General features: G+C 72.3%; 13 protein-coding genes. All 13 read left to right on the top strand.

The window, feature by feature from the left end; translation table 11 throughout:
• Nucleotides 1–311 precede the first annotated feature (311 nt).
• The 13 genes from DDJ31_RS09395 to DDJ31_RS09335 all read left to right on the top strand — a co-directional run bounded on the left by DDJ31_RS09395 (nt 312) and on the right by DDJ31_RS09335 (nt 18,016).
• A complete protein-coding gene (locus tag DDJ31_RS09395) occupies nt 312–3,011 on the top strand; it encodes a PAS domain S-box protein (protein ID WP_127180730.1) in 2,700 nt (899 codons plus the stop codon).
• Nucleotides 3,012–3,414: 403 nt separating this feature from the next.
• The gene (locus tag DDJ31_RS09390; RefSeq protein WP_127180731.1) at nt 3,415–4,092 is read left to right on the top strand and encodes a response regulator transcription factor; all 678 of its coding nucleotides are present in this window, start codon (nt 3,415–3,417) and stop codon (nt 4,090–4,092) included.
• A gap of 106 nt (nt 4,093–4,198) precedes the next feature.
• Entirely contained in the window at nt 4,199–6,247 is a 2,049-nt protein-coding gene (gene uvrC / locus DDJ31_RS09385; protein WP_127180732.1) for an excinuclease ABC subunit UvrC, read from the top strand.
• Nucleotides 6,244–7,245, top strand: a complete 1,002-nt coding sequence (gene rapZ, locus DDJ31_RS09380) for an RNase adapter RapZ (RefSeq protein ID WP_127180733.1) — start codon at nt 6,244–6,246, stop codon at nt 7,243–7,245. Before uvrC ends, rapZ begins: the two co-directional genes overlap by 4 nt.
• Entirely contained in the window at nt 7,242–8,309 is a 1,068-nt protein-coding gene (locus tag DDJ31_RS09375) for a gluconeogenesis factor YvcK family protein (protein ID WP_127180734.1), read from the top strand. Before rapZ ends, DDJ31_RS09375 begins: the two co-directional genes overlap by 4 nt.
• Nucleotides 8,300–9,289 (top strand): DNA-binding protein WhiA, encoded by a 990-nt coding sequence (gene whiA, locus DDJ31_RS09370; RefSeq protein ID WP_127180735.1) that lies wholly within the window; start codon nt 8,300–8,302, stop codon nt 9,287–9,289. Before DDJ31_RS09375 ends, whiA begins: the two co-directional genes overlap by 10 nt.
• Nucleotides 9,290–9,433: 144 nt before the next feature.
• On the top strand, nt 9,434–12,385 hold the full coding sequence (locus tag DDJ31_RS09365) for a M14 family metallopeptidase (protein ID WP_127180736.1): 2,952 nt from the start codon (nt 9,434–9,436) through the stop codon (nt 12,383–12,385).
• Between the two features lie 223 nt (nt 12,386–12,608).
• Nucleotides 12,609–13,616 (top strand): type I glyceraldehyde-3-phosphate dehydrogenase, encoded by a 1,008-nt coding sequence (gap, locus tag DDJ31_RS09360; RefSeq protein ID WP_127180737.1) that lies wholly within the window; start codon nt 12,609–12,611, stop codon nt 13,614–13,616.
• 126 nt (nt 13,617–13,742) lie between these two features.
• The gene (locus DDJ31_RS09355; protein ID WP_127180738.1) at nt 13,743–14,954 is read left to right on the top strand and encodes a phosphoglycerate kinase; all 1,212 of its coding nucleotides are present in this window, start codon (nt 13,743–13,745) and stop codon (nt 14,952–14,954) included.
• Between the two features lie 5 nt (nt 14,955–14,959).
• Nucleotides 14,960–15,736 (top strand): triose-phosphate isomerase, encoded by a 777-nt coding sequence (tpiA, locus tag DDJ31_RS09350; RefSeq protein WP_127180739.1) that lies wholly within the window; start codon nt 14,960–14,962, stop codon nt 15,734–15,736.
• 114 nt (nt 15,737–15,850) lie between these two features.
• On the top strand, nt 15,851–16,081 hold the full coding sequence (secG, locus tag DDJ31_RS09345) for a preprotein translocase subunit SecG (RefSeq protein WP_127182886.1): 231 nt from the start codon (nt 15,851–15,853) through the stop codon (nt 16,079–16,081).
• Nucleotides 16,082–16,341: 260 nt separating this feature from the next.
• Nucleotides 16,342–16,629, top strand: coding sequence for an RNA polymerase-binding protein RbpA (locus DDJ31_RS09340; protein WP_240678446.1), 288 nt, complete (start codon nt 16,342–16,344; stop codon nt 16,627–16,629).
• Between the two features lie 118 nt (nt 16,630–16,747).
• Nucleotides 16,748–18,016, top strand: a complete 1,269-nt coding sequence (locus DDJ31_RS09335) for an MFS transporter (protein WP_127180741.1) — start codon at nt 16,748–16,750, stop codon at nt 18,014–18,016.

The following is an 18,016-nucleotide window of genomic DNA, read 5'->3' as shown; positions in this document are numbered from 1 at the left end:
GAATGTGCTGAAGTCCTGTGCCGAAATCGGGAGTTCACGTCGCCGCGGCGCGGCGGCGGGTCACCGCCGGTAGCATCAGGGAGCCCCGGGGGAGGCCGCGTCACCCGGTCGAGTGGGGGTACGCCATGAGGGCGCCGTTCGGCAGGACGAGAGGGCGGCGGCAGGGCGGAGGTCCGCAGAAACGGCCGCGGACCGGGGGCTCCTCGGGACGGCCGCGAGCCGGGGGCTGCTCCGGACGGCCGCGGACCGGGGGTCCGTCGGGACGGCGCCGTGGTCCCCTTCTCTCCCGGCTCCGGGTCGGCCACAAGCTGATGCTGCTCGCGTTGCTGCCGGTCGCCGGGCTGCTGGCCTTCACCGCCTTCAGCGCCCTCGCCCAGTGGGACGAGGCACGGACCCTCGAACGGTTCCACTCCGCGATCGACGTGTCCTTCGCGACCACCGAGGTCTCCGACGCCGTCGCGAGGGAACGCATCGACGCCGTCCGGGCCCGGCTGCGCCCCGACACGGCGACCCTCGCGGAGCGGTCCGCCTCCCGGCGGGCCACCGACCGCGCCCTGGACGACGCCGTCGAACAGGCCGACTCCCGGCGCCGGGCCGCGCCCGGCTCCCGGCCCGACTCCCCGCCCGGCTCACGGCCCGAGGACCGGACCGCCGAAGAACTCGACGCCGTCAGCCGCCGGTTGAGCGCCGTGCGGGTGCGGGCCGGTCTCGGGGCGCTCAGCGCGCGGGCGATCGCCCAGCGGTACCAGGACATCGAGGACACCCTTCTCGACACCGCCGCCGACCTGGAGACCGGCCGTCCCACCAGGGCCGCGGGCCGGGCCGCCGACGCCCACCTCGCGATCCTGGAGGCCGTCGAGGCCGCCGAACGCGAACGCGTCGAACTGGCCGTCCTGCTCGACACCCCCACCGGACACCGCCCCGCCGCCGGCCGCTGGTCCGCCCTGGAGGAGGCGCATCTGCGGGAGTTCCGGCAGATCGCCTCCGACCGGCTGCGGGCCGCCCTCTACCAGGCGCAGTTCGCGAGGTCGGGCCGTGCCGTACGGGCGGTCCGCGCTCTGCTCGCCGACCCGGAACCGCCGACGGCCCGATGGCCCTCGTACGGCGGCTGGCTCGCCGACTCCACGGCCCGTATCGACGCGCTGCGCGCTGTCCAGGCCCGCGCCGCGCGCGACCTCGCCGACACGGCCGCCGCCGATCTGGCCGACGCGCGGACGCGGGCCGCACGCGACCTCACCGTCTCCCTCGCCGTCCTCACCGCTGTCGCCCTCCTCGCTCTCGCCCTCGGCCGCTCGATCACCCGCCCGCTCCAGGAGGTCACCGCGGGAGCCCGTGCCCTGTCCGCGGGCGACCTCTCCTTCGCCATCCGCTACGCGGGCCACGACGAACTCGGCGACGTCGCGGACACCTTCCGCGAACTGCGGCTGATGACAGAACGGTTGGCCGCCGAGATCCGTTCCATGAACTCCGCGGTCGACGACAACCGGCTCGAACACCGGGTGGACGTCACCGGGTTCGACGGCACCTGGGCGCAGCTCCTCGGCGGCATGAACGCCACCATGGCGTCGTTCGCCGCGGCCCAGGGCAGGCGCCGCAAGGCCGAACGGGAACTGGAGGACATCTTCCACCTCTCCCTCGACCTGCTGTGCATCCTCGGCGTCGACGGCACCTTCCGACGCGTCAACCCAGCGTTCGAACGCACCCTCGGCCACCCGCGCGACACGCTGCTCGCCCGGCCCCCCCTCGACCTGGTGCACGCGGAGGACCGGGAGACCACCCGCGCCGCCATGGAACGGCTGGCGGGCGGCTCCGAACCGGTCGAGTTCGAGAACCGCTTCCTGCGCCCGGACGGCACCGAGTGCTGGCTCCAGTGGAGCGCCCGCCCGGTTCCCGAGGAGGGCCTCGTGTACGCCGTCGCGCGCGATGTCACCGAGCGGCGCCGCGCCGCGCGCGAGCAGTCCGCGCTGCGCCGGGTCGCCACCCGGGTGGCCCGCGGTGAACCGCCTGAACGGGTGTTCGGGGCCGTGGCCAGGGAGGTGGAGGAGCTGCTGGGTGCCGAGGTCGCGGCGGTGCTGCGGCACGAGTCCGACGGCGCGTTGACGGTTCTCGGCACCGCGCACGGCACCGGGCGCGAGGGCGAGGCGGCGGCCCGCGAGGTGATCCGCACGCGGGCGCCCGCGCGGGTGGGGCGCTCGGTGGGTGCGCCGATCGTCGTCGACGGACGGCTGTGGGGCGTGGTGGTGGCTGACGCACGACAGGAACCAGCCGCAGAACCAGAAGCCTTCGCTGCCTCCGCCGTCCCCGCCGCCTCCCGGCTGGCCGACTTCACCGAGTTGATCGCCGCCGCCATCGCCAACGCCGACAGCCGCGCCCAGCTGAGTGCCTCCCGCGCGCGGGTGGTCGCCGCGGGGGACGACTCCCGGCGGCGGATCGAGCGGGACCTGCACGACGGCGTCCAGCAGCGGCTCGTCGCCCTGCAACTGGACCTGCGTCTCGCCGAGTCCCTGGTCACCGACGCCTCGTCCGAGCTGGGCCGGCAGCTCGCGCACGTCGGCAAGGGGCTGGAGGACGCCTCCCACGACCTCCTCCAGGTGGCCCGCGGCATCCATCCGGCGATTCTTTCGAAGGGTGGTCTCGGCCCCGCGCTGCGCTCGCTGGCCCGACGGTGCGCCGTGCCCGTCGAGCTGGATCTGCGGCTGCCCGCGCGGCGGCTCCCCGAGCGGGTCGAGGTGGCCGCCTACTACGTCGTCTCCGAGTGCCTCACCAACGCCGTCAAACACGCGCACGCGCGCGTGGTGACCGTCGACGCCCACGCGCGCGACGGCGTCATGGAGCTGACCGTCCGCGACGACGGCGGGGGCGGCGCCGAGCCCGGCCGGGGCTCAGGTCTGATCGGGCTGGTCGACCGGGTCGAGGCCATCGGCGGCAGGCTCGACCTGCACAGCCCGCCGGGGGAGGGCACCGTCCTGCGGATCAGGGCGCCCCTGGACGGGCCGCCGCCGCACGGATGACCGCCCGGACGTACGCGGGAGGGGAGCCGTCAGGCACGGGGGAGCCGTGATGAACTCCGTGCGCGTACGTCCGGGCGGGCAGGGGCGGGCGCGTGATCCGGCGGGCGCGGGCCGACCGCCGTCGGTACCCCGGCCCGCGTCCGCCGCGCATTCCGCGGCCTTCGCCCCACGACCCGCCGGCTCTCGCCCGAGCCGGCCGGGTCGGCATCGGCCGCACCACCGGTGCGGTGCGGCGCCTGTCGTCGGCCTCCGTTCCGTCGGCCTGCTTCGAGGATTCCCCGCCCGCGCGCCCACGTCGTCCTGGCAGGCACCCAATCCTGCTTCCTGCTAGCCGGAACCGCGCCGGTGCGGCAGGCTGTCGGCGGGTACGCACCGCATCGGTCGGGCAGGGGGAGCCGGGGCCATGGTCGAGGACGCATCGCGGCGGTCCGCGCGGGGAAGAGTCGTCCTCGCCGACGACGACGTGCTGCTCAGGGAGGGGCTGGCGAGCCTCTGCGCGCGCGTCGGGTACGAGGTCGCCGGGCAGGCGGGGGACGCCGTCGGCCTGCTGGAGCTGGTCGCGGCCGAGCGCCCCGACCTGGCGATCGTCGACATCAGGATGCCGCCCCACCACGCCACCGAGGGGCTCAGGGCGGCCCGCGCCATCAGGGAGCGCCACCCCGACACCGGCATCCTCGTCCTGTCGGCGTTCGTCGAGGTCGAGGAGGCGCTCGAGCTGCTGGCGAGCGGGCGCCAGGTCGGCTATCTGCTCAAGAGCCGGGTCACCGTCGTCGAGGAGTTCCTCGACGCGCTCGAACGGGTGCGCGGGGGCGGACCGGTCGTCGACCCGTCCCTGGTGCGGGAGCTGTTCTCGGCCCGCCGCCGCGACGACCCGCTCGGCCACCTCAGCGCCCGCGAGCGCGAGGTCCTCGCCCTGATGGCGGAGGGCCGCTCCAACGCCGGCATCGGCCGCAGACTGTGGGTCACCGAGGGCACCGTCGAGAAACACGTCCGCAGCATCCTGGGCAAACTCCACCTCCCGGAGGACACCGACGACCACCGCCGGGTGCTGGCCGTCCTCACCTTCCTGGAGTCACGCTAGGAGTGTCGGGGGTTGTCCACAGGCCCCGCGCCCCGTCCGCCCCGGGCCGTCCATGGTTGTCCACAGGCCCCGCGCTCTGTCAGCCCTCGCCAGTAGGGTGTGAGACATGGCCGATCCCTCCAGCTACCGCCCCGGCCCGGGATCGATCCCGGACTCTCCCGGGGTCTACCGGTTCCGCGACGAGCACCGCCGGGTGATCTACGTCGGGAAGGCGAAAAGCCTGCGCCAGCGCCTGGCGAGCTACTTCCAGGACCTGGCGAACCTCCACCCGCGCACCCGGACGATGGTCACCACCGCCGCGTCCGTGGAGTGGACCGTGGTGTCCACGGAGGTCGAGGCGCTCCAGCTGGAGTACTCCTGGATCAAGGAGTACGACCCCCGGTTCAACGTCAAGTACCGCGACGACAAGAGCTACCCGTACCTCGCCGTCACGATGAACGAGGAGTTCCCGCGCGTCCAGGTGATGCGCGGCCAGAAACGCAAGGGCGTGCGCTACTTCGGGCCCTACGGGCATGCCTGGGCCATCCGTGACACCGTCGACCTGCTGCTGCGCGTCTTCCCGGTCCGCACCTGCTCGGCCGGCGTCTTCAAGAACGCGGCCCGCACCGGCCGCCCCTGCCTGCTCGGCTACATCGACAAGTGCTCGGCCCCCTGCGTCGGCCGTGTCACCCCCGAGGAGCACCGCGAACTGGCCGACGAGTTCTGCGACTTCATGGCCGGCCGCACCGGCACCTACATCCGCCGCCTCGAACAGCGCATGACGGACGCCGCCGAGGAGATGGAGTACGAGCGGGCGGCCCGGCTGCGCGACGACATCGAGGCGCTGCGCAAGGCCATGGAGAAGAGCGCCGTCGTGCTCGCCGACGCGACCGACGCGGACCTCGTCGCGGTCGCCGAGGACGAGCTCGAGGCGGCCGTCCAGATCTTCCACGTGCGCGGCGGCCGGGTGCGCGGCCAGCGCGGCTGGGTCACCGACAAGGTCGAGGAGATCACCACCGGCGCCCTCGTCGAACACGCCCTCCAGCAGCTCTACGGCGAGGAGAAGGGCGACGCGGTGCCCAAGGAGGTGCTCGTCCCCGCGCTGCCCGACCCGGTCGAGCCGGTGCAGGAGTGGCTCACCGAGCGGCGCGGCGCGAACGTCTCGCTGCGCATCCCGCAGCGCGGCGACAAGAAGGCCCTCATGGAGACCGTCGCGCGCAACGCGCAGCAGGCCCTGATCCTGCACAAGACCAAGCGCGCCTCCGACCTCACCACCCGCTCCCGCGCCCTGGAGGAGATCGCCCAGGCCCTCGACCTGGAGAGCGCCCCGCTGCGCATCGAGTGCTACGACATCTCGCACTTCCAGGGCGACGACGTGGTGGCCTCCATGGTGGTCTTCGAGGACGGCCTCCAGCGCAAGAGCGAGTACCGCCGCTTCCAGATCAAGGGCTTCGAGGGCCAGGACGACGTCCGCTCCATGCACGAGGTGATCACCCGCCGCTTCCGCCGCTACCTTGCCGAGAAGGAGCGGACGGGCGAGTGGGCGGACGGCGAGGACGGCCTCACCGACGAGGACGGCCGCCCCCGCAGGTTCGCCTACCCGCCGCAGCTGGTCGTCGTCGACGGCGGTCAGCCGCAGGTCGCGGCGGCCAAGCGGGCCCTGGACGAACTGGGCATCGACGACATCGCCGTCTGCGGCCTCGCCAAGCGCCTGGAGGAGGTCTGGCTGCCCGACGACGACGACCCGGTCGTCCTGCCCCGCACCAGCGAGGGCCTCTACCTGCTGCAACGCGTGCGTGACGAAGCCCACCGGTTCGCCATCACCTACCAGCGCGCCAAGCGCGCCAAGCGCTTCAGGGCCGGCCCCCTGGACGACGTGCCGGGCCTCGGCGACGCCCGCAAACAGGCGCTGATCAAGCACTTCGGTTCGGTGAAGCGACTGCGGTCGGCGACCATCGACCAGATCTGCGAGATTCCGGGCATAGGTCGTAAGACGGCCGAGACCATCGTCGCGGCCCTCGCCGGGGCGACCCCGGCCGGACCCGCCGTGAACACGGCGACCGGAGAGATCATGGAAGAGGACGAACACGACGGGACGCCCGGGACGACGCCGGACACCCCGGGGGAGCCCGTGACCGCGGGCGCCCCGGACGAACGACGGGGGCAGGAGAGATGAACGAGCACGACGAGCGGCTCACAGCCGGTCGGGACAGCACGCACCAGGAGAGCGGCGGGGACCACGCGGACAGCGGACCCCGCCAGGAAGACGGAGCACAGGTGAGTACGGGCAGCGAGACAGCCGGGGCCCCCGAGGCCATCCCCGAGCTGGTGATCATCTCCGGCATGTCCGGAGCGGGCCGGTCCACGGCCGCCAAGTGCCTGGAGGACCTCGGCTGGTTCGTCGTCGACAACCTGCCGCCCGCGCTGATCCCCACCATGGTGGAGCTGGGTGCCCGCTCCCAGGGCAACGTGGCGCGGATCGCGGTCGTCGTCGACGTCCGCGGCCGGCGCTTCTTCGACAACCTCCGCGAGTCCCTCGCCGACCTCGACACCCGGGGCGTCACCCGGCGGATCGTCTTCCTGGAGTCCTCCGACGACGCCCTGGTGCGCCGCTTCGAGTCGGTGCGCCGCCCGCACCCCCTCCAGGGCGACGGCCGCATCGTCGACGGCATCGACGCCGAACGCGAGCTGCTGCGCGAGCTGCGCGGCGACGCCGACCTGGTCATCGACACCTCCAGCCTGAACGTCCATGAGCTGCGCGCCAAGATGGACGCCCAGTTCGCGGGCGAGGAGGAGCCCGAGCTGCGGGCCACGGTGATGTCCTTCGGCTTCAAGTACGGCCTGCCGGTCGACGCCGACCTCGTCGCCGACATGCGGTTCCTGCCGAACCCGCACTGGGTCCCCGAGCTGAGCGCGTTCACCGGCGTCAACGAGGAGGTCGCCGCGTACGTCTTCAACCAGCCCGGCGCCAAGGAGTTCCTGGACCGCTACGCCGAGCTGCTGCGGCTCGTCGCGGCCGGCTACCGCCGCGAGGGCAAGCGGTACGTGACGATCGCGATCGGCTGCACCGGCGGCAAGCACCGCTCGGTCGCCATGTCGGAGAAGCTCGCCGCCCGGCTCGCCGCCGAGGGCGTGGAGACGGTGGTCGTGCACCGGGACATGGGACGGGAATGACGGGACGTTCCTCGCGGCTGAGCCGGCTGCGCAGGGCCGTGCCCGACGGGCGCGCCGACCGGCCCGTCGAGCCCCGCGGCGCCCGCCCGCGCCGCCGCGGCGCCCAGCCCAAGGTCGTCGCGCTGGGCGGCGGCATGGGCCTGTCCGCCTCGCTCGCCGCGCTGCGCCGGATCACCGGTGACCTCACCGCCGTCGTCACCGTGGCCGACGACGGCGGCTCCAGCGGCCGGCTGCGGGACGAACTGGGCGTGCTGCCCCCCGGGGACCTGCGCAAGGCCCTGGCCGCGCTGTGCGGCGACGACGACTGGGGCCAGACCTGGGCCCGGGTCATCCAGCACCGCTTCCAGTCCCAGGGCGACCTGCACGACCACGCCGTGGGCAACGTCCTGATCGTCGCGCTGTGGGAACAGCTCGGCGACCACGTCCAGGCCCTCGACCTGGTCGGCAAGCTGCTCGGCGCGCACGGGCGGGTGCTGCCCATGTCCGCCGTCCCGCTGGAGCTTCAGGCCCTGGTCAGGGGGCACGACCCGGAGCGCCCCGACGAGGTCGACACGGTCCGCGGGCAGGCGACGGTGGCGCTCACCCCCGGTGAGGTGCAGTCCGTGCACCTGGTGCCGCACGACCCGCCCGCCGTGCCCGAGGCCGTCGACGCGGTGCTCGACGCCGACTGGGTGGTGCTCGGCCCCGGCTCCTGGTTCTCGTCGGTCATCCCGCATCTGCTGGTCCCCGAACTGCTCGACGCGCTCACCCAGACGAAGGCCCGCCGGGTGCTCTCCCTGAACCTCGTTCCGCAACCCGGAGAAACCGAGGGCTTCTCACCGCAACGTCATTTGGAGGTTTTGGGACGACACGCCCCTAAACTCGCCCTGGACGTGGTGCTGGCCGACGAGGCCGCCGTGCCCGACCGTGATGTGCTCACCGAGGCCGCCAAGCGGCTCGGAGCCGCGGTCGAGCTGGCCCCGGTCGCCCGAAGGGACGGAACCCCCCGGCACGACCCGGAGCTGTTGGCCGCCGCGTACGACCGTATTTTTCGGATGCATGGAAGGATCGGCCCATGGCGATGACGGCAGCGGTGAAGGACGAGATCTCCCGGCTCCCCGTCACCCGGACCTGCTGTAGAAAGGCGGAGGTCTCCGCCATTCTGCGGTTCGCCGGCGGCCTCCATCTGGTGAGCGGGCGCATCGTGATCGAGGCGGAGCTGGACACCGCGATGGCGGCCCGGCGCCTCAAGCGGGACATCCTGGAGATCTTCGGCCACAGCTCGGAGCTGATCGTGATGGCCCCGGGCGGGCTGCGGCGCGGCTCGCGCTACGTGGTGCGTGTGGTGGCGGGCGGTGACCAGCTGGCCCGGCAGACCGGCCTGGTGGACGGCCGCGGCCGTCCGATCAGGGGCCTGCCCCCGCAGGTGGTCTCCGGGGCCACCTGTGACGCGGAGGCGGCCTGGCGGGGCGCCTTCCTCGCGCACGGCTCGCTCACCGAGCCGGGCCGCTCCTCCTCCCTCGAGGTGACCTGCCCGGGTCCCGAGGCCGCGCTCGCCCTGGTCGGCGCCGCCCGCCGGCTGTCGATCGCCGCGAAGGCCCGCGAGGTGCGCGGTGTGGACCGGGTGGTGGTGCGCGACGGCGACGCCATCGGCGCCCTGCTGACCCGGCTCGGCGCGCACGAGTCGGTGCTGGCCTGGGAGGAGCGCCGGATGCGGCGCGAGGTGCGGGCCACGGCGAACCGGCTGGCCAACTTCGACGACGCCAATCTGCGCCGCTCCGCCCGTGCCGCGGTCGCCGCGGGCGCCCGGGTGCAGCGCGCGCTGGAGATCCTCGGCGAGGAGGTCCCCGAGCACCTCGCCGCGGCGGGCCGGCTGCGGATGGACCACAAGCAGGCCTCGCTGGAGGAGCTGGGCGCGCTCGCCGACCCGCCGCTGACCAAGGACGCGGTGGCCGGCCGGATCAGGCGGCTGCTGGCGATGGCCGACAAGCGCGCCTCGGATCTCGGCATCCCGGGCACGGAGTCCAGCATCACCGAGGAGATGGCCGACAACCTGGCCGGCTGACGATGACAACACGCCGGTGCCGACGCCCAGTTGGGTGACCGGTACCGGCGTTTGGCTTTCCTTGAGGTGCTCTTGACTCGATCATGGAGTGACATGAGCCTGGCAACCGTTCGCCGCGGTGGCGGACCATCACAAGGGGGGTTCATGAGACGCAGAGCGAGATCGATCCTCGCTGTCGGCGCGCTGCTCGTCGCCGGCGCGAGCCTCGCGCCCGTCGCCCAGGCCCGGCAGGCGGCCCCGGCCGCACCGGACCCGGACGAGGTCAAGGTCTTCCGCGCCGACGTCACCCGGCAGCAGGTGCCCCTGCTGCTGGCCGCCGGACAGGACGCCCACGAACTCGGCGAACAGGTCCCCGCGCGGGGCACCGGCGCCGTCGAGGTCTACCTCACCGGCCACCAGGCGAGGAAGCTGGAGGAACAGGGCGTCGACCTCACCGAGCACACCCTCTCCGCCGGGGCCGAGAAGCGGGTCGGGGCCGCCGCCGAGGGCGTGTTCCGCCCCTACAGCGGAGCCGGCGGCCTCCGGGAGGAGATCGTCCGCACCGGAGAGCAGAACCCCGGCCTCACCAAGGTCGTCTCCATCGGCAGGACGGTCGGCGGACAGGACATCCTCGCGCTCAAACTGACCAAGGGCGCCAGGACCACGAAGGACGGCGCGAAGCCGTCGGTCCTGTACATGTCCAACCAGCACGCCCGTGAGTGGATCACCCCCGAGATGACCCGGCGGATGATGCACCACTACCTGGACAACTACCGCACCGACCGCCGGATCAAGAAGATCGTCGACTCCACCGAACTCTGGTTCGTGCTCTCGGCCAACCCCGACGGCTACGACTACACCTTCCGCGGCTCCGCCACCCGCATGTGGCGCAAGAACCTGCGCGACGTCAACGGCGACGGCGTCATCTCCACCGGCGACGGCGTCGACCTCAACCGCAACTTCTCCTACAAGTGGGGCTACGACGACGAGGGTTCGTCCCCCAACCCCACCAGCGAGACCTACCGCGGCGCGAGCCCGGGGTCCGAGCCCGAGACGAAGGCGATCGACGCCTTCGAGAAGCGCGTCGGCTTCACCTACGGCATCAACTACCACTCCGCCGCGCAGCTCCTCCTCTACGGCGTCGGCTGGCAGGTCGCCACCCCCACCCCCGACGACGTCGTCTACCGGGCGCTGGCCGGCACCCCCGGCGACTCCGCGATCCCCGGCTACCTCCCGCAGCTCTCCTCGGAGCTGTACACCACCAACGGCGAAGCCGACGGACACGCCTCCAACGTCAACGGCATGTCGATGTTCACCCCCGAGATGTCGACCTGCCAGACCGCCTCGAACCTCGACCCCGACGACCAGTGGAAGGCGTCCGACTGCCGGTCCGTCTTCACCTTCCCCGACGACGAACGCCTCATCCAGCAGGAGTTCGCCAAGAACGTGCCGTTCGCGCTCTCGGTCGCCGAGACCGCCGCACACCCCGACACACCGTCGTCCGCGCTCGGCCTGACCGCCGCCGACCTCACCCCCGCGCCGTTCACCACGTCCTACGCGCGCGGCGCCGACCAGGAGGTCTCCGTCGTCGCCCGCAAGACACTGCGGGACAAGGAGCTGAAGTACCGCGTCAACGGCGGCCGCACCCTCGACATGGCGCTCAGGCCCTGGAAGGGCGGCGAGACCTACGGCGGCGAGGACAACCTCTACTTCGACGAGTACCGGGCCCGCGTCAAGGACGGCGTACCGGGCGACACCGTCGAGGTCTGGTTCACCGGCGAGACCAGGAGCGGCAAGAAGGTCGCCTCCACACCCTTCACCTACACCGTCGCCCGCCGGGCCGCGGCCGACACCCTCGTCGTCGCCGAGGAGGGCGCGACCGCGACCCAGGCGCAGACCTACGTCGACGCGCTGAAGGCCGCCGGGCACCGGGCCGTCGTCTGGGACGTCGCCGCCCAGGGCGCACCCGACGCGCTCGGCGTGCTCGGCCACTTCGACACCGTCGTCCACTACACGGGCGCCGCCACCCCCAAGATCGCCACCCAGCTCCAGCTGCGCGCCTTCCTCAACGAGGGCGGCAAACTGATCGAGGCGGGCGAGTCGGCGGGCGGCAGCGTCGACCTCGGGGACGGCACCCTCTCCAACGACTTCAGCCAGTACTACCTGGGCGCCTACTCGCGCACCTCCACCCCCGGCGCGGCGGGCTTCACCGGCTCGGGCGCCCTCGACGGCACCGGCGGGCCGCTCGGCGCCGCCCCCGGCAACCCGCTCGACCGCGCGGGCACCTACGGCGTCACCTCCGACGAACTGCCCCCCGCCACCCACCCGCAGTTCGCCGCCGCGGGCGCGGGCCGGTTCGCCGGCACCGGCAACCCCTACGGCCCGTACGCCGGCTCCTGGATGGCGGCCGCCGTCCACACCGACGACGGCTACAAGAGGCTCACCCGCACCGTCGACCTCACCGGCGTCACCGCCGCCGACACCCCCACGCTGCGCGCCCGGCTGCTGTGGGACACCGAGCCCGGCTACGACCACGTCGTCGTGGAGGCCCACACCACCGGCGCCGACTGGACCACCCTCCCCGAGACCGGCGGCGCCACCACCTCCGCCGCCCCCGCCGAGTGCGAGGCGGGCTTCCTCGTCAACGAGCACCCGTGGCTCACCCACTACCTGACCATCGGCGCGAGCGGCTGCGCGACCACCGGCACCAGCGGCTCCTGGCACAGCCTCACCGGCGCCTCGGCCGGCTGGCAGCAGGTCGGCTACGACCTCAGCGGCTACGCGGGCGGCTTGGTCGAGGTGTCGATCAGTTACGTCACCGACCCCGGCAGCGGCGGCCACGGCGTCCTCGCCGACGACACCGCGCTCGTCGTCGGCGGCACGGCGGGCCAGAACGAGGGCTTCGAGACGTCCCTCGGCGCCTGGAACGCGTCAGGACCGCCGCCTGGCAGCCCCGCCGTCCTCAAGGACTGGGCCCGCACCGGAGCCCTGTTCACGACGTACGGCGCCGTCACCACCGACCGCACCGTGCTGCTGGGCTTCGGCCTGGAACACCTCACCTCGGCGGCCGACCGCACCGCCCTCGTCCGGAAGGCGCTGGCGGCACTGCGCGGCTGACGCGACGGTCGTCAACCGCTGACTGTCCGTAGCCGGATCGGGCGAACAAGCCCGCGGACCAGGGCGGTCCGTACCCTTACCGGCGGGTATGGGCCGCCCTGCCGCGTAAGGGCCGTCTCGATGTCACCGCCGCGGCCACAGGGAGGTAGGGTCGGGGTTGGTCGGGGACATCCCATACAGCTCGCCGGCATGAGAGCCGGCGTACCAACGAGGAGATCGGTTCGTGACGATCCGCGTAGGCATCAACGGCTTTGGCCGCATCGGTCGTAACTACTTCCGCGCGCTGCTGGAGCAGGGTGCGGACATCGAGATCGTGGCTGTCAACGACCTGGGTGACACCGCGACCACCGCGCATCTGCTGAAGTACGACACCATCCTGGGCCGCCTCAAGGCCGAGGTGTCGCACACCGAGGACACCATCACGGTGGACGGCCACACCATCAAGGTGCTGTCCGAGCGCGACCCCGCCAACCTTCCCTGGGGGGAGCTGGGCGTCGACATCGTCATCGAGTCGACCGGCATCTTCACCAAGAAGGCCGACGCCGCGAAGCACATCGCAGGCGGCGCCAAGAAGGTCATCATCTCGGCTCCGGCCAAGGATGAGGACATCACCATCGTGATGGGCGTCAACCAGGACAAGTACGACGCGGCCAACCACCACGTCATCTCCAACGCCTCCTGCACCACCAACTGTGTGGCGCCGCTGGCCAAGGTCCTCGACGAGAACTTCGGCATCGTCAAGGGCCTGATGACGACGGTCCACGCGTACACCAACGACCAGCGCATCCTGGACTTCCCGCACTCGGACCTGCGCCGCGCCCGCGCCGCCGCCGAGAACATCATCCCGACCACCACGGGTGCCGCCAAGGCCACCGCGCTGGTCCTCCCGCAGCTCAAGGGCAAGCTGGACGGCATCGCGATGCGCGTCCCGGTCCCCACCGGCTCGGTCACCGACCTCGTCCTCGAACTCGGTCGCGAGACCACCAAGGAAGAGATCAACGCCGCCTTCCAGAAGGCCGCCGAGGGCCAGCTCAAGGGCATCCTGGAGTACACCGAGGACCCGATCGTCTCCTCGGACATCGTCAACTCCCCGGCGTCCTGCACCTTCGACTCCCTCCTGACCATGGTCCAGGACGGCAAGAACGTGAAGGTCATCGGCTGGTACGACAACGAGTGGGGCTACTCCAACCGCCTCGTCGACCTCACGGTCTTCGTCGGCGGTCAGCTCTGATCGCCACACCGGACGGCACCTCGATGTGAGTGCAGGGCTCGGGCAGCGCACGCCGCGCCGTCCGAGCCCTCACGCGCGTGTACAGCCCTCGTACGATCACGAGCTTCTCCCCAGGAGTCCCATTCCATGAAGACGATCGACGAACTCCTCGCCGAAGGCGTCGACGGCAAGCGGGTCTTCGTCCGCGCCGACCTGAACGTCCCGATGGCGGACGGCCTCATCACCGACGACGGCCGGATCCGCGCCGTCCTGCCGACCGTCAAGGCCCTCGCCGACGCGGGCGCCAAGGTGGTCGTCGCCTCGCACCTCGGACGCCCCAAGGGCGCTCCCGACCCCGCCTTCTCCCTGCTCCAGGCCGCCGAGCGGCTCGGTGAACTCCTCGGCACGCCCGTCGCGTTCGCCCAGGACACCGTCGGCCCCGCCGCGCACGGCGCGGTGGACGGCCTGGAGCCCGGCCAGGTCGCCGTCATCGAGAACCTGCGCTTCAACGCGGGCGAGACCGCCAAGGACGACATCGAGCGCGGCGAGTTCGCGGACCGGCTCGCCGCCCTCGCCGACGTCTACGTCGGCGACGGCTTCGGCGCCGTGCACCGCAAGCACGCCTCGGTCTTCGACCTCCCGGCCCGGCTCCCGCACTACGCCGGCTACCTCATCGCCACCGAGGTCGGCGTCCTCAAGAAGCTCACCGAGGACGTCAAGCGGCCCTACGTCGTCGCCCTCGGCGGCGCCAAGGTCTCCGACAAGCTCGCCGTCATCGACGAACTGCTCGGCAAGGCCGACCGGCTGCTGATCGGCGGCGGCATGGCCTACACCTTCCTCAAAGCCCAGGGCCACGAGATCGGCGTCTCCCTCCTTCAGGAGGACCAGCTCCCGGCCGTCACCGAGTACATCGAACGGGCCGCCAAGACCGGCGTCGAACTGGTTCTGCCGGTCGACGTGCTGGTGGCGCCCGCGTTCCCGGACCTCAGCAGCAAGGCCCCGGCGAACCCCACCACCGTCGCCGCGGACGCGATCCCCGCCGACAGCATGGGCCTGGACATCGGCCCTGAGTCCCGCAAGCTCTACGCCTCGAAGCTCGCCGACGCGGCCACCGTCTTCTGGAACGGCCCCATGGGCGTCTTCGAACACCCCGACTACGCCGAGGGCACCCGGGCCTTCGCCCAGGCCCTCCTCGACTCGCCGGCCTTCACGGTCGTCGGCGGTGGCGACTCCGCCGCCGCCGTGCGCCAGCTGGACTTCGACGAGACGGCGTTCGGACACATCTCGACCGGTGGCGGCGCCTCCCTCGAATACCTCGAGGGCAAGACGCTCCCCGGCCTCGCCGCACTGGAGGACTGACCTCGATGAGCACCCGCACGCCGATCATGGCGGGCAACTGGAAGATGAACCTCAACCACCTTGAGGCCATCGCCCACGTCCAGAAGCTCGCCTTCGCCCTGGCAGACAAGGACTACGAGGCCGTCGAGGTCGCCGTCCTGCCGCCCTTCACCGACCTGCGCTCCGTGCAGACGCTGGTCGACGGTGACAAGCTCAGGATCAAGTACGGCGCCCAGGACATCTCGGCGCAGGACTCCGGTGCCTACACCGGCGAGATCTCCGGCTCCATGCTGGCCAAGCTGAAGTGCACGTACGTGGCCGTCGGCCACTCCGAGCGCCGCCAGTACCACCAGGAGACCGACGAGATCGTCAACGCCAAGGTGAAGGCCGCGTTCAAGCACGGCCTGACCCCGATCCTCTGCGTCGGCGAGGAACTGCAGGTCCGCGAGGCGGGCGAGCACGTCGCCCACACCCTCGGACAGGTCGAGGGCGGCCTCAAGGACCTGCCCGCCGAGCAGGCCGAGTCCGTCGTGATCGCCTACGAGCCGGTCTGGGCCATCGGCACCGGCAAGGTCTGCGGCGCCGACGACGCGCAGGAGGTCTGCGCCGCCATCCGCGGCAAGCTCGCCGAGCTGTACACCCAGGAGCTGGCCGACAAGGTCCGCATCCAGTACGGCGGCTCCGTGAAGTCGGGCAACGTCGCCGAGATCATGGCGCAGACCGACATCGACGGCGCCCTCGTCGGCGGCGCCTCGCTCGACACCGACGAGTTCGTCAAGATCGTGCGCTTCCGCGACCAGTGACGCGAGCAGTGAGTATGCGCTAGCGGCGATCCGTCGTACCCTTGCGGGGTCACAGCACCGGTGCTGTGACCCCGCAGTCCATCCGTATCCGAGGAAGTTGGTCCAGCCGTGGTTCTGGGGTTCTCGATCGCCCTGATCGTCTTCAGCCTGCTGATGATGCTGCTGGTGCTGATGCACAAGGGGAAGGGCGGCGGCCTCTCCGACATGTTCGGCGGCGGCATGCAGTCGTCCGTCGGCGGCTCCTCGGTCGCCGAGCGCAACCTCGACCGCATCACCGTGGTGATCGGCCTGCTCTGGTTCGCCTGCATCATCGTCCTCGCCATCATCATGAAGACGAACACCTGACCCGGGCAGCCATTCCCCCACGCATTCCGCACCTAAGGCCCCATGTTCGGTACGCGCAGCTGAGCGCGGCCTATCATGGGGCTTGCGTCTGTGTGTGAGGGCTGTAACTCCAACCACTGGACGCGCGTTGGGCCTTACGTAGACTGAGGCGCTCGCAACGGAGCGAAACGCCGACTCGCTTCGCGGCACCATCACGCAGGGGAGTTACGACCGTGGCAAGTGGCAACGCGATCCGAGGAAGCCGGGTCGGGGCGGGGCCGATGGGCGAGGCCGAGCGCGGCGAGTCCGCGCCGCGTCTGCGCATCTCCTTCTGGTGCTCCAACGGGCACGAGACGCAGCCCAGCTTCGCCAGCGACGCGCAGGTGCCGGACACCTGGGACTGCCCGCGCTGCGGCTTCCCGGCCGGACAGGACCCGGAGAACCCGCCGGACCCCCCGCGCACCGAGCCCTACAAGACGCACCTCGCGTACGTCCGCGAGCGGCGCAGCGACGCGGACGGCGAGGCGATCCTCGCCGAGGCGCTCGCCAAACTGCGCGGCGAGATCTAGGAATCGGACCGGCCGGACACCCACGGTGCCCGGCCGGACCCGTACCGCCGCCCGCCGGCGACCGATTGTCAGTGGTGCCCTCTACGGTTTGTCCATGAGCCGACCGTGAGGGGGAACCATGGTGAGCGGTGGGGAGAGCGGCGCGAGCGCGCCCGCGTGGCGCGGCGGCTTCGGACGACTGTGGAGCGCCGCCGTGCTCTCCAGCTTCGGTGACGCGCTGCGCACGGCCGCCCTGCCCCTGACGGCCGCCGCGCTGACCGACGACCCCCTGCTCATCGCCTCCGTCACCGCCTGCGGCTATCTGCCCTGGATCGTCTTCGGCCTGCTCGGCGGGGCCGTCGCCGACCGGGTCGACCAGCGCCGTGCCATGGGCGCCGTGGACGCCGCACGCGGCCTGCTCATGGCCGCCTTCGCGGTGGCCGTCGCGCTGGGACACGCCTCCATCGGCCTGCTGATCGCCCTGGCCTTCGCGCTGACCACCCTCCAGACCCTCTTCGACAACGCGGCCACCGCCCTGCTGCCCGCGCTGGTGCCCGCCGAGCGGCTCGGCAGCGCCAACGCCCGCCTGATGACCGGTCAGCGGATCGCCGGCGGGCTCCTCGGCACCCCGCTCGTACCGCTGCTTCTCGCGGCCGGCGCCGCCGTGCCCTTCGGGGTCGACGCGGTGACGTTCCTGGCCGCCGCCGCGCTGGTCGCCTCGCTGCGCACCACCGCCCCCGACCGGACACCACGGGCCGCGGGCAGCACCCTGCGCCGGGAGATCGCCGAAGGGCTGCGCGCCCTGCGCGGCGACCGGGCCCTGCGCGGACTGTGCGCCGCGAGCGCCCTGTGCAACATCGGGATGGGCGCCCTCATCGCCACCCTCGTCCTGCTGGTCACCGACCGGCTCGGCGCGGGCAGCGCCGGATATGTGGCAGCCACGACGGCCTACACCGTCGGCGCCCTCGCCGGGGGAGTGGGCAACCGATGGCTCGTCGCCCGCACCGGCCCCGTCCGCGCGGTGCTCGTGGCCGGGACGGTGCAGACCGGGGCGCTCGTCGTCATGGGCGCGATACCCCGGCTGGCCGCCCTGATCGCGGCGATGGCCGTCTTCGGGTTCATGGGCATGGTGTGGAACGTCAACACCACGACGCTGATGCAGCGGCGCACCCCCGTCGACCTGCTCGGCCGGGTCGGCTCCGCCTTCAGGACCGTCGCCGTCGCCGGGGCACCGCTGGGCGCCCTGCTCGGCGGGGCCGCCGCCGCGGCCTGGGGAGCGCGCACCCCGCCCCTGCTCGCGGCCGTCTTCTTCGTCCTGTCCGTCGCCGCGCTGATACCGGGGATCCCGGCGCACGTACCAGTGGACGCACCGCCCGCCGACGCCACCACGACTCGTGCCACGGGTTGA

The organism is Streptomyces griseoviridis (genome assembly GCF_005222485.1).
GTDB classification, from domain to species: domain Bacteria; phylum Actinomycetota; class Actinomycetes; order Streptomycetales; family Streptomycetaceae; genus Streptomyces; species Streptomyces hintoniae.
This window is presented reverse-complemented; position numbering and strand designations above follow the sequence as displayed.

Coding starts and splice junctions, on each gene's coding strand:
- DDJ31_RS09395 (WP_127180730.1), top strand. CDS start 312: ATGCTGCTCGCGTTGCTGCCGGTCGCCGGGCTGCTGGCCTTCACCGCC.
- DDJ31_RS09390 (WP_127180731.1), top strand. CDS start 3,415: ATGGTCGAGGACGCATCGCGGCGGTCCGCGCGGGGAAGAGTCGTCCTC.
- uvrC (WP_127180732.1), top strand. CDS start 4,199: ATGGCCGATCCCTCCAGCTACCGCCCCGGCCCGGGATCGATCCCGGAC.
- rapZ (WP_127180733.1), top strand. CDS start 6,244: ATGAACGAGCACGACGAGCGGCTCACAGCCGGTCGGGACAGCACGCAC.
- DDJ31_RS09375 (WP_127180734.1), top strand. CDS start 7,242: ATGACGGGACGTTCCTCGCGGCTGAGCCGGCTGCGCAGGGCCGTGCCC.
- whiA (WP_127180735.1), top strand. CDS start 8,300: ATGGCGATGACGGCAGCGGTGAAGGACGAGATCTCCCGGCTCCCCGTC.
- DDJ31_RS09365 (WP_127180736.1), top strand. CDS start 9,434: ATGAGACGCAGAGCGAGATCGATCCTCGCTGTCGGCGCGCTGCTCGTC.
- DDJ31_RS09355 (WP_127180738.1), top strand. CDS start 13,743: ATGAAGACGATCGACGAACTCCTCGCCGAAGGCGTCGACGGCAAGCGG.
- tpiA (WP_127180739.1), top strand. CDS start 14,960: ATGAGCACCCGCACGCCGATCATGGCGGGCAACTGGAAGATGAACCTC.
- DDJ31_RS09340 (WP_240678446.1), top strand. CDS start 16,342: ATGGGCGAGGCCGAGCGCGGCGAGTCCGCGCCGCGTCTGCGCATCTCC.
- DDJ31_RS09335 (WP_127180741.1), top strand. CDS start 16,748: ATGGTGAGCGGTGGGGAGAGCGGCGCGAGCGCGCCCGCGTGGCGCGGC.